Annotated in this window: 14 protein-coding genes and 1 pseudogene; 4 read left to right on the forward strand and 11 right to left on the reverse strand. The window is 70.8% G+C overall.

The window, feature by feature from the left end; genetic code table 11:
• Positions 1-181: 181 nt before the first annotated feature.
• Complete coding sequence (locus FNH09_RS21350) at positions 182-616, forward strand: GNAT family N-acetyltransferase (RefSeq protein WP_152890361.1); 435 nt, start codon at positions 182-184, stop codon at positions 614-616.
• A 146-nt stretch (positions 617-762) separates the two neighbouring features.
• Here FNH09_RS21350 and FNH09_RS21355 read toward each other — a convergent pair whose 3' ends face one another.
• Positions 763-1,359, reverse strand: a complete 597-nt coding sequence (locus FNH09_RS21355) for a TetR family transcriptional regulator C-terminal domain-containing protein (RefSeq protein WP_162468887.1) — start codon at positions 1,357-1,359, stop codon at positions 763-765.
• A 70-nt stretch (positions 1,360-1,429) separates the two neighbouring features.
• Between FNH09_RS21355 and FNH09_RS21360 the strand changes: the two genes are divergently transcribed.
• A complete protein-coding gene (locus tag FNH09_RS21360; RefSeq protein ID WP_152890363.1) occupies positions 1,430-1,627 on the forward strand; it encodes a hypothetical protein in 198 nt (65 codons plus the stop codon).
• A gap of 117 nt (positions 1,628-1,744) precedes the next feature.
• Positions 1,745-2,062 (forward strand): annotated as a pseudogene (locus tag FNH09_RS49860) (EamA family transporter); the annotation flags it as partial.
• A 95-nt stretch (positions 2,063-2,157) separates the two neighbouring features.
• On the opposite strand, the gene FNH09_RS21375 reads toward FNH09_RS49860, so the two are convergent.
• Positions 2,158-3,588: a DHA2 family efflux MFS transporter permease subunit gene (locus tag FNH09_RS21375; protein ID WP_152890365.1), complete on the reverse strand. Its 1,431-nt coding sequence runs from the start codon at positions 3,586-3,588 to the stop codon at positions 2,158-2,160.
• 219 nt (positions 3,589-3,807) lie between these two features.
• Between FNH09_RS21375 and FNH09_RS21380 the strand changes: the two genes are divergently transcribed.
• Positions 3,808-4,323, forward strand: coding sequence for a MarR family winged helix-turn-helix transcriptional regulator (locus FNH09_RS21380; RefSeq protein ID WP_338017636.1), 516 nt, complete (start codon positions 3,808-3,810; stop codon positions 4,321-4,323).
• 37 nt (positions 4,324-4,360) lie between these two features.
• Here FNH09_RS21380 and FNH09_RS21385 read toward each other — a convergent pair whose 3' ends face one another.
• The 9 genes from FNH09_RS21385 to sigJ all read right to left on the reverse strand — a co-directional run bounded on the left by FNH09_RS21385 (position 4,361) and on the right by sigJ (position 11,134).
• Positions 4,361-5,026: a nitroreductase family protein gene (locus tag FNH09_RS21385; RefSeq protein ID WP_162468888.1), complete on the reverse strand. Its 666-nt coding sequence runs from the start codon at positions 5,024-5,026 to the stop codon at positions 4,361-4,363.
• A 95-nt stretch (positions 5,027-5,121) separates the two neighbouring features.
• Positions 5,122-5,634, reverse strand: a complete 513-nt coding sequence (locus tag FNH09_RS21390; RefSeq protein WP_152890369.1) for a hypothetical protein — start codon at positions 5,632-5,634, stop codon at positions 5,122-5,124.
• 150 nt (positions 5,635-5,784) lie between these two features.
• Positions 5,785-6,438 (reverse strand): DNA alkylation repair protein, encoded by a 654-nt coding sequence (locus FNH09_RS21395; protein ID WP_152890394.1) that lies wholly within the window; start codon positions 6,436-6,438, stop codon positions 5,785-5,787.
• A gap of 108 nt (positions 6,439-6,546) precedes the next feature.
• The gene (gene ppk2, locus FNH09_RS21400; protein ID WP_152890371.1) at positions 6,547-7,431 is read right to left on the reverse strand and encodes a polyphosphate kinase 2; all 885 of its coding nucleotides are present in this window, start codon (positions 7,429-7,431) and stop codon (positions 6,547-6,549) included.
• A 310-nt stretch (positions 7,432-7,741) separates the two neighbouring features.
• Positions 7,742-7,876 (reverse strand): hypothetical protein, encoded by a 135-nt coding sequence (locus FNH09_RS50215; RefSeq protein ID WP_420802769.1) that lies wholly within the window; start codon positions 7,874-7,876, stop codon positions 7,742-7,744.
• Positions 7,873-8,196, reverse strand: a complete 324-nt coding sequence (locus tag FNH09_RS50220) for a hypothetical protein (protein WP_420802770.1) — start codon at positions 8,194-8,196, stop codon at positions 7,873-7,875. The genes FNH09_RS50215 and FNH09_RS50220 overlap by 4 nt, the downstream gene beginning before the upstream one ends.
• Positions 8,197-8,293: 97 nt before the next feature.
• On the reverse strand, positions 8,294-8,698 hold the full coding sequence (locus FNH09_RS21415; RefSeq protein ID WP_152890374.1) for a VOC family protein: 405 nt from the start codon (positions 8,696-8,698) through the stop codon (positions 8,294-8,296).
• A 177-nt stretch (positions 8,699-8,875) separates the two neighbouring features.
• The gene (locus FNH09_RS21420; RefSeq protein WP_152890376.1) at positions 8,876-10,072 is read right to left on the reverse strand and encodes an NAD(P)/FAD-dependent oxidoreductase; all 1,197 of its coding nucleotides are present in this window, start codon (positions 10,070-10,072) and stop codon (positions 8,876-8,878) included.
• Positions 10,073-10,186: 114 nt separating this feature from the next.
• On the reverse strand, positions 10,187-11,134 hold the full coding sequence (sigJ, locus tag FNH09_RS21425) for an RNA polymerase sigma factor SigJ (RefSeq protein WP_152890378.1): 948 nt from the start codon (positions 11,132-11,134) through the stop codon (positions 10,187-10,189).
• Between the last annotated feature and the right edge of the window lie 42 nt (positions 11,135-11,176).

The raw sequence follows: 11,176 nt of genomic DNA on the forward strand, positions 1-11,176 counted from the left end.
CAAGGCTGGTCGGATTTGAACCGACGTCCTCCAGCTTGATGCTTAGGCGCGACGACCTCTGCGCTACAGCCTTGCCACGGAGATCATAGCGACTTTCGCCCGCATGTTCGAACCCGGTCGGGTGCGTTGAGGTCGGCCCGAGCGGGCGAACCCGGACGGCTTGCTCGGTAGGGTCGGGACCATGAGTGTCGAGGTCGCGGTCGTCAGTGAAGCGAACGACGAGTCGGTCGGGGCGTTCGCGCGCCTGCTGCCCCAATTGTCGAGCACGGCAACCCCGTTGGATCACGAGTCGGTGGCGGTCCTGCTGGCCGGCGACGCGACGACGGTGCTGCTGGCGCGCGTCGACGGTGACGTGGTGGGGATGCTGACGCTGGTCATGTTCCCCCTGCCCTCCGGTCTGCGGGCCCGCATCGAGGACGTGGTCGTGGACGAGGCCGCACGGGGTCACGGCGTCGGGGCCGCCCTGACCGAGGAGGCGCTGCGCCTGGCGGCCGCCGCGGGCGCCCGTACGGTGGACCTCACGTCACGCCCGTCGAGGCAGGCGGCGAACCGGCTGTACGAACGCATCGGTTTCACGGCCAGGGAGTCCACGGTCTATCGCCTCGCCCTGCGGTGATCCACCCCGAACCGCTGAGCTCGCCCCCGTAACGACCCTGCCATGAGCAGATGCTGTGGCCTCCGGGCGATCCGGCGGTCACCAGGGTTGCGGCACACGCACGCGAACGGGCACCACACGGGTACGAACACTCCGCACGGACGCGCTCAGGCGCGGAGGTCCGCCAGATGCCGGGTCAGGATGTCCCGCGCCTGCTGCGGACTCAGTCGCGGCGGCCGGGCCAGCAGGTGCACCACCATCCCGTCGAGCAGGGCGTGCAGCCGCGCCGTCTCCACCGCGCGCGCACGTCCCGCACCGCACTCCCCGAGCTCCTCCAGCGCGGCCACGGCGCTCTCCACCGCGCCGCGGATCAACTCGTCGACCTCGGCGCGGCGTCGTGCGGCCGCGGCGTCGCGGTGCGCGAGCGCCACCAACGCGAACCAGGCCTCGGACTCCAGCCGGCGCTCGCCGTCCAGCGGCAGCAGCTGCTCCAGATGACTGCGCACCAGCTCCGGCGACGGTGAGCCCGCGGCGGCGTTGGCACCGCGGATCCGCTGCCGCACCGCCTCCACCACGAAGTCGATGGCGAACAGCACCATTTCGGTCTTGTCCGGGAAGTAGTGCCGCAGCGCTCCGGCCGACCAGGCGGCCTCCTCGGCCACCGAGCGGACGGTCACCGCGTCGAAGCCGTCACGCAGCGCGACGCGCCACAGGGCGACGGCCAACTCCGCGCGGCGCCCCTCATGATCCACGACTTTCGGCACCCGGCCATTATCACACGGGCGTGTTAGATTGTTTCTGACACAGCTGTGTCAAATAAACAGGGGGACAGCCATGAACCGGTTCCGTCGGGCACCGTGGTGGATCTACGCCGTCACCATCGGGGCTCTCAACATCGCCCGCCAGATCGTCTTCCCACCCACCCGCGTGGGCACCGCGGTCACCATCGGCCTGTTCTTCGCGGTCCTGGCGATCAGCTTCGTCGTCGTCACGGGCGTACGGGCGCTGGTCACCCCCCGCGGCGACGAATAGCGACTCCCCGGCGGGCTCTCCCGGTCAGATCGTGGACCGGGGCCGGGCGGAATGTGGACGGTCGTGATCAGGTGACAGGTCCCCGTGCCCGAGCCGCGGTAGACGTGCGGGGCGTCGGCACCGCTGGTCGTCGGCCGGGCGGTCTCCTCCGCCGTCACCCTCGTCGCGGCCGCGGCGCTGTACCGCCGACTCGGCCCCGAGAGGCCCGCCTACGCGATCTCCGAGACCGTCGGCGTACTGGACTCGCCTGCGAACCCGCAGTTCCTGCTCGCCGCCCGCGGCGGGGACCTCACCGTCGTCGCCGTGGTCACCGCCCTGTACCCGGCCGGCACGGTGCTGCTCGCCCGGGGCGTGCTCGCCGAACGCCTGCACCGCGGCCAGTTCATCGGCCTGGGCACCGCCGCGGTCGCCGTCGGCCTGCTCGCCCTCGCCTGACCCGTCGCATCCCACGCCCCCGACACCGTCGTACCCGCCGCGGATTCGCCGCCCCGCATGTCCCCGGGCCGGTCCCGGCGGGACGGATACCACGGTCACACGTCGACGGCCTCGCGCCGCTGGGCGGTGCGGGCCGCGGCGGCGACCCGGGCGGCCCGGTCCGGCATGGTGAAGGCGAACACGGCGGCCGCGGCGGCGATCGCCGCGAGCACCTGGTAGGCGTGCTGGAAGGCGGCGACCGGCGGGTGGGCGTGCGCGCCGGTGCCGACGGCGGCGGCCGAGGCCAGTACGACGGTGACCACGGCCGGGGCGGCGGCGTTGGCGGCCTGCCGGACGACGCTGTTGAGCGTGGCGGCGTGGGAGACGTCGGCCTGACGGATGCCGGTGAACGAGGCGACGGTGGTGGGCATGAACACCCCGCCCATCGCCGCGCCGAGCAGGAACATCAGCCCGCGGAACGTCCACAGCGAGGAGTCCGCGTCCAGCCGGGAGAACACCACCAGGACCAGGGCGACCCCGACCAGGCCGCAGCCGGCTATCCGGCGGGGGCCGACCCGGGCGTAGAGCGGGCCGACGATCTGCACGGTGAGCAGCACCCCGAGCGCCTCGGCGAAGGTGCTGGAGCCGGACTCCCAGGCGGACAGCCCCAGCCCCTCCTGGAGGAAGAGCGGGCCGAGGAACATCGCGCCCATGAAGCCGGTGAATCCCAGGAAGGCGGTGATGTTGGTGTCGCGGAAGAGGCGGTCGGTGAAGAGCCGGAACCGCAGGGCGGGTTCGGGCACCCGGAGTTCGACCACGACGGCGGCCGCGAGCACCACCGCGCCGCCGACCAGTCCGGCCAGCACGGGCCCGCTGGTCCAGCCCAGATCGGCGCCTTCGCTGATGCCGAACATCAGCCCCGCGGTGCCGAAGGCGGTGAGCATCAGTCCGGGCACGTCGAGACGGCCGGGGCGGTGGTCGCGGTGCGGGTCGAGGAAAAGGAGCCCGAAGGCGAGCACCGTGACGCCGATCGGCAGGTTGGCGTAGAACACCCAGCGCCACGACAGGTGGTCGACGAGCCAGCCGGCCCCCATGGGGGCGAGGGCGGGCGCCACCTGCTGCGGAATGATCATGTATCGGGAGACCTTGACCTGCTCGGCCAGACTGAAGGTGCGGTAGAGCAGGGCGTGCGTGACGGGCAGCAGGATCCCGGCGGCGAGGCCCTGGAGGGCACGCCAGCCGACGAGTTCGCCCAGCGATCCGGCCGCGCCGCAGAGTCCGGACGCGGCGGTGAAGACGGCGAACGCGGTGAGTACCGTACGCCGTCCGCCGAAGCGGTCGCCGAGCCAGGCCGAGACGGGGACGGCCAGGCCGACGCAGACCGGGAACACCACCACGACCGCGTCGAGTCCGGCTGTGGCGAGCCCGAAGTCACGCCCGATGGCGGGCAGGGCGACGGTGGCGCCGACTCCGTCCACGATGGACATGAACGCGGTGACCACGCACACGACGGGGACGACGATGCGCTGATTCAGTCGGATGGGCATATGCTGAGCATACTCAGCTTGAGTAAGCTCATCACTACCGCGACCGTCCGGACCGGCACACCGTCGGCCGGATCAGGACACCGCCGGATCGCCCCTCGCCCCGCCGCACGGACCACCGCCCCGATCGCCTCCACCGCGCGTGACGGGAACCCGATCACCTCCGCCGCGAGTGACAGGAAGGGGGGAGCAGGGCACCGCAACGAGGACAGGAGCGCCACGGTGAGGGACGTACCGGGCAGCAGCGACCCACTGATCGACGAGATGTTCGCGACCACGCACCGGCTGCGGCTCTTCGTCGACGGCAGACTGGCGGAGAAGGGCACCACCGTCGCCCGGCTGCGCGCCCTGCGCTTCCTCGCCCACTCCCCCGAACCGCTGCGCATGCGCGACCTCAGCGACATGCTCGGCATCGCGGCCCGCACGGCCACCAGCCTCGTCGACGCCCTGGAACGGGACGGTCTGGTGGTCCGGCTGCCGCATCCGAGCGACCGCCGCGCCCATCTGCTCGCCCTGACCGACGCCGGCCGGACCTGCCACCAGGAGGCCGAGGACCTGGACCGCGAGGCCCTGGGCATCGCCACCGGCGCCCTCTCCACCGAGGACCGCGCCCTGCTGCGCACCCTGCTGGCCCGGATCCGCGACACCGTCTCCGACGCCGCCCCGGAGCGTCCGCAGCGCGCGCCCGCCCAGGCCCCGCCGGGCAGCGACTCCCCCGGTCCCGACCTGGACCGATGACCGCCGACCGGGCGGGCGGCCCCGCGCGTCGAGCGAATCAGGGTCCGATGAAGCTGACCGTCTCGGTCAGGTCCGCCCGCCCGGTGCGCAGCCGTGGCACGCCGTCCTTCTCGTACCCCACCGCGACACCGCAGAACAGCGCAAGACCGTCCCCCGCTCCGACCACCTGGCCGACGGTCTTGCGGTACAGCGTCCACATCACCTGGGGGCAGCTGTGCAGCCCTTCCGCCCTCAGCAGCAGCATGACGGTCTGCAAGTACATCCCCGCGTCCCCCCACTGCCCGCACCCCATCGCCTTGTCGAGGTAGCAGAACAGCACGACCGGCGCCCCGAACGCCTGGGTGTTCAGGGCGGCGATCTTCCTGGGCCGGTCGGGGTCGTCGCGCCTGACGCCCAGCGCGCGGTACCGCTGGTCGGCCGCGGCGGAGAAGCGGTCCAGGTAGGGGGAGGTCAGTTCGGCCGGGTACATCGGATACTCCCGCTCGTCACCCGGGTCCCCGGCCAGCGCCCTGGCCGTCGCACGTCTCTTCAGCCCGGCCAGGGGCTCGCCGGTCACGACGTACACGTGCCAGGGCTGGAGGTTTCCGCTGGAGGGTGCCCGCGCCGCCGCGGCCAGCGCCCTTTCGAGCACGTCCCGGGCCACCGGCTCGTCGCTGAACGCCCGCACGGACCGGCGGGTGTCCACGGCCTCGTACACATCCACGCCTTCTCGTCCTCTCACCGCACGGCGGGCGACGCAGACACGAGGACGGTCGTCGCACCGGGCGGGCAGTCGGCCCCGGCAGGCTACTGGAACGTCTACTGGAACGTGTAGCGGAAGTCCCCGCTCATCTCGATCAGCCGCCCGCTGACGACCCCTGTCCGCTGCACTCCCCCTTGGTTCATGTAGACCTCGGGCATGTTCGACGCGGCCCCCAGCACGCAGAAGCGACTGGCGGGTTCCAGAATCACGCCATAGCGAGGAAACATGACATGAAATTTCACCTGCTCGCTACCTGAGCCGGCCCATTCACGCTTTCCCTTGCGGGTTCTGCCGTGGATTGCCACATGGGCGCTCCCGAATCGGGGCATGGGAATCGCGAAGGACTCGTAGTCGTCCTCCTCCACCCGCAGCCACCCGGTCGACATGGTCGCCTCCGCCGAGTTCTCCTGCCCCCAGACACAGACGGCGACGTAGATGTTCTTCGCGGAATCATTCTGCACGGTCAGGGTGCGCTTGACCGATTCCTGCGACCATTTCAGCGCGCGCAATGCGCCGTTGGCCGCCGCGCCAGGATGATTCAGAATCATTGAAGCGAGAATGTCGAGCATTACTCCCCCGTCTGAAACGCTTTACCTCCGCCCAATGCTCGCACCACCCGGCGGACCGAAATAAGGCATACGGATGCTCTTCATTTCAACGTACGCCAGAAGTCGGACGGCACACCTGCGATGGTCGTAGTGCGACCGCCGTGACCTCGGTCAAGCCACCTTGCCGTCGGACCGCCGGCGCACCATCTCGGTGATCCAGACCGGGGCGAAAGGAGAGGTGCAGCCCGGGGAGGTCGGGTAGTCCTTGAGCACCTCCAGACGCTCGCCGATGGCGACGGCGCGAGCGCGGTGCTCGGCGTGCTCGATGCCGATCTGCGCCAGACAGTTGTTCATCGCCCACTGCAACCGTTCCGGGGCGTCCTTCATCTCCGTCTCGATGACGTCGAGCAGTCCGGTCAGGTCGAGACCCTCGGGCTTCTTCGTCACCCGCTCCGAGGTCAGTGCCCAGCCGGCGCTCGCGACCACCGGATCCGGATCGGCGAACCAGGCCAGGCGCAGCTCCTCGGCGTGCGGGTTCTTCTTCACCACATAGTTCACGAGCCAGTCGTGCACCTTCGGTGAGCGTGCCTGGCGCATCATGCCGTCCAGCTCGTCGCGCCCGAACGCCTTCGGGCGACAGACGAGCAGCGCCAGCAGCCGCGCGGCGGTGTCGTCCGTCGCCCACAGCTCCCGGGCGAGTTCCTGCTGGGTCCTGAGGCGCTTGGCGAGGGCCCGCAGCTTGCCGAGGTTCACACCGTGATCGTCACCGTGTCTCTCGTTCACGGCGCGGGCCCGCGGATCCTCCAGGGCGACCAGCTCGGCCATCACCTGGGCGAGCGTCGTCTCGTTCGGCGTGGTCTCGGCCACCTCGGGCCCTCCTGTACGTCCGGTGCGGGCGAGCCTCACCCTACGCGGCACCGTCCGCGCGCACGCTCAGTGACCGTGGTCGTCCTCGCCCGCCTCCAGCAGGTTCGCGGCCGCGCCCACGATCCTCGGATCGGGGCTGCCGACGACGTCCGTGTCCTTGTCGGTGTAGTCGAAGCGGGCGAGGACGCTGCGCATGGCCTCGACCCGGGCCCGCTTCTTGTCGTTGCTCTTCACCACGGTCCAGGGCGCCTGCACGGTGTCCGTCTCGCGAAACATGGCGACCTTGGCGGCGGTGTAGTCGTCCCAGCGGTCGAGCGAGGCCAGGTCGATGGGGCTGAGCTTCCACTGCCGTACGGGGTCGACCTGGCGGATCGTGAAGCGGGTGCGCTGCTCGCCCCGCGACACCGAGAACCAGAACTTGATCAGGTCCACTCCGTCGTCGACGAGCATCCGCTCGAACCCGGGCGCCTGCCGCATGAAGCGCCGGTACTCGTCGTCCGTGCAGAAGCCCATGACCCGCTCGACGCCGGCCCGGTTGTACCAGGAGCGGTCGAACATGACGATCTCGCCCGCCGTCGGCAGATGCTCGACGTACCGCTGGAAGTACCACTGGCCGACCTCGCGCTCGGTCGGCTTCTCCAGGGCCACCACCCGGGCGCCCCGCGGGTTGAGATGCTCGGTGAAGCGCTTGATCGTGCCGCCCTTGCCGGCCGCGTCGCGCCCTTCGAAGACGATGACCAGGCGGCGCCCGCTCTCCTTGATCCAGCTCTGGAGCTTCAGCAGCTCGATCTGCTGGAGCCGTTTGTGCCAGTCGTACTCCTTGCGCTCCATGCGCTCCTGGTACGGATAGTTCTCCCGCCAGGTGTCCACCGGGCTGCCGTCCGGTCCGAGCAGCACCGGATCGTCGTGGTCGCTGTAGTCGACGGTCATGCCCGCCAGCAGTGCTGTCATCGTTTCTCTCCGCCTTGGTCTCAGTGGAACAGCGGCAGGATCGGATGGATTCCGTACGCGACCACCGCCGCGCGGACCGGGAGACCGGCCCCGGCCTGTGCGAGCCCGAGGACGTGAGTGCCGTCGCCGCCCCTCACACGGGTGGCCCCGACCTGAGGGATACCCAGGACACCGGGCGCGAAGACGACGCTTGCACCGAAGACGGCTCCGATGCTCGCCGCTGTGACCTCACCGAGTGCGGTTTAGTCCGGTTCCATCGTACGAAACTCTTTTCGACCGTGACGGCGGTGCCGAGCTCGGCCGTGGACTCTCAGCCGTGGACCGGGAAGCAGGACTGGAACGCCAGGCGTGCGTCGGCCTCGTCCCCTATCCGGGCAAGGACCTCGTCGAGCGCCATGAACTCCTCCCACACCGCCCGGCCGCTCGCCTCGGCCAACCGGGTCACGACGAGTTCCTCCAGGTCGGTGACGCGCTTGTTCTTCCAGATCTTGTCGGCGAGGCCGACCACCAGGTCCTCCAGACCGATGTGTCGTGGGTCGCCGCCCCGAAGAGCACCGCCTCCCGGTCGAAGGTCGCCGCGGGACAGCGCTGCTCCAGCCAGTCGACCAGCTGATGCGCGACGTCGTGGACGGCCCGCAGATGGGCCGCCAGTCGTGGCGGGCTGCCCAGGGACGACAGCAGTTCCACGACACGGTCCGGCAGGGTGCGCAGGCGCGGACCGACCTCGTCGGCCATGGCCCGCGCCAGGAGAGTGTGAGTCGACACCTCGTCAGATTAAGTGCGGCGGAACCCAGTTGTGCCAGTCGGTGCCGCGTCGTGCGCACGGGTGCCGGGCCGGGGCACGCCCCGGCCCGGCACGGCCTCACGACGCCGTCGGCTCCTGCGAGTGGGTGTCGTAGGGCCGCGTGATGATCTCCATGCCGTGTCCGGCCGGATCCAGGAAGTACAGTCCGCGCCCACCGAAGTGGTGGTTGATCTCTCCGGGCTGCTTGCGATGCGGATCGGCGTAGTACGTGATCCCGTCCTGCCGGATCCGCTCGAAGGCCGCGTCGAACTCCTCGTCCGAGACGAGGAACGCGTAGTGCTGCATGACGATCGACTCCGCCGGGACGGTGGCGAAGTCCAGGGTGACCCCGTTGCTGGTGGCCACCGGAACGAAGGGGCCCCACTCGGCCCCGGCCTCAAGGCCCAGGATGTGGGCCAGGAACTCGGCCGACTCCCGGTTGTCCCGGGCATGGACGATGGTGTGATTCAACTCGACTGACATATGTGGAATGCCTCCGCAAGGCAATCTCACGGGCGCCTCCATGCCTCACCCGGCCGGTGACCGACACGCGATGCCCTGCTTTCGATCCTAGGCGGCCCCGCCCGCAGCGTCGAGATCGGTTCCCGGGCGGTCCGCGGCGGCGGCCACCGGTCGGGCGGGGCAGGTCGTCCGGGCCGGTCAGACCGTCGTCCCGACCGCCGCGTCCGTCCGGGCCGCATCCCGTACGACGCCACGGCGCCGGGTCGGCATCCCGAGGGTCGGGTTGGCGACGGCCCAGGCCGCGCCCTTGCAGACCAGCTCCTTGTAGACGGCGGCCGACCGCCCGGTCAGCGCGGCCCGCACGGCGCGGTCGTCGGCGGTGACGTACTGGATCAGGCCTTCCCTGCGGCCCAGCGAGATGCACTGGTTGAAGTAGCGCAGCGGCACGTTCGGGAGCTTTCCGCCGGTGAGGCGGGCTGCGATGGCGTCGGCGGCCTGCCACGCCATGGGGGTGCCCGAGGCGCACGACATCCGCAGCGGCTTGTCGCCGGGGCCCGCCGCCATGGCCGCGTCCCCTACGGCGTACACGTCGGGGTGCGAGACCGAGCGCATGGTCGCGTCGACCACGATCTGTCCCGCGTCGGTGACCTCCAGGGCGGTGGCCGCGGAGATCGGGTGCACGGCGAAGCCGGTGGTCCACACGGTGACCGCGGCCGGAAGGGACGTACCGTCGGCGGTGGCGACCCGGTCGGCCGCGACCTCGGTGACGGCGGTGTGCTCGTGCACCGTGATGCCGAGCCCGTCGACGACCTTGCGCAGGTGCCGGCGCCCCTTCGGGGAGAGCCAGTCGCCGAGTCCGCCGCGGACGGCGAGGGCGACGTCGAGGTCCGGGCGGGCCTCGGCGAGCTCCGTCGCGAACTCCAGGCCGGTAAGACCGCCCCCGACCACGACCACGGGCTGTCCGGCGTCCAAACGGGCCAGGCGTTCGCGCAGCCGGAGCGCTCCGGGGCGGCCCGCGATCTCGTGGGCGTGCTCGGCCGTGCCGGGGACGCCCTGGGCGTTCCAGCCGCTGCCGAGGGCGTAGACGAGGGTGTCGTACGCCAGTTCCTCGGCGCCGTTCGCGCCGGTGACGGCGACGGACCTGCGCTCGACGTCGACACCGGTGACCTGCGCGAGCTTCAGTTCGACGCCGGTGCCCCCGAGCATCTCCCGGAAGGGCCGGAGCCTGAGGTCCTGGCCGGTCGCGAGCTGGTGCATACGGACGCGCTCGACGAAGTCGGGCTCGGCGTTGACGAGCGTGACGGCGACGTCTTCGCGGCGCAGCCGCTTGGCGAGGCGCCCGGCGGCGATGGCGCCGGCGTATCCGGCGCCGAGGACGACGATGCGGTGCTGCATCTGCTGACTCCTGTCTTGAGCGGATTCGCCACTTGAACCGGGCGGCCCGCCGTTTCCTGACAGGAACGCGTTGTGAAGCACCTCACATGGCGGTCGGAAGGCCCGGAACGCCGGTCAGAAGGCGGCGTCGAGCAAGGGATCGCCGTGGTCGGTGGCGGCCCAGTGCCGGGTGAAGCGTTCGAGTTTGTCGGGGTTGACCTGGTTGCGGAACGCGGCGATGCCGTCGGCGGTGATCTCCAGGCACATCACGCCGATGACCCGCTCGTCGAGGACCGCCACGAGGGCGGGCTCGCCGTTGACGGTCGTGGCGTGGACCACCGGCGATCCGCCGACCAGGGAACGCTTGGCCTTGCTGGGCTTGAACAGCCCGCGCATGAAGGTCGCGACCGCGAGAGCACCCTCGAACGCCTTGGCGCGGGCCGGCACCTTCCCGCCGCCGTCGCCGATCGCGACGGCGTCCTGGGTGAGCAACCGGACGAGCTGATCGGTCCGGCCGCTGGTGGCGGCCGCGAGGAACTCCTCGATGATCCGCCGGGCGGCGGCCTCGTCGATCTCGGTGCGGGCCTTGCCTTCGACGACGTGCTTCTTGGCGCGGTGGAAGATCTGCTGGCTGGCGCCCTCGGTGATGTCGAGGATCTCGGCGATCTCCCGGTGCGGGTAGGCGAAGGCCTCGCGCAGCACGTACACCGCCCGCTCGCCGGGAGAGAGCCGCTCCAGCAGGGCGAGGACCGCGAACGAGACCGATTCGCGCTGTTCGGCGGTGTCGGCCGGGCCGAGCATCGGGTCCCCGGCGAGCAGCGGCTCGGGCAGCCACTCACCCACGTACGTCTCACGCCGTGCGCGGGCCGAGGTGAGCTGGTTGAGGCACAGATGCGTGAGCACCTTCGTCAGCCAGGCCTCGGGGACCTCGATCCGGTCGAGGTCGGCGGCCTGCCAGCGCAGATACGTCTCCTGCACGGCGTCCTCGGCCTCGCTCGCGGAGCCGAGCAGACGGTAGGCGATGGCCGCCAGGCGCGGCCTGGAGGCTTCGAACCGGTCCACGTCGTTCATGGTCAGGGCCATGAGCTGGATCCTAGGGCCTTCCTGTCGTCCGCCCTGAGGGCG

It is taken from the genome of Streptomyces adustus (assembly GCF_009377175.1).
Taxonomy (GTDB): Bacteria; Actinomycetota; Actinomycetes; order Streptomycetales; family Streptomycetaceae; genus Streptomyces; species Streptomyces adustus.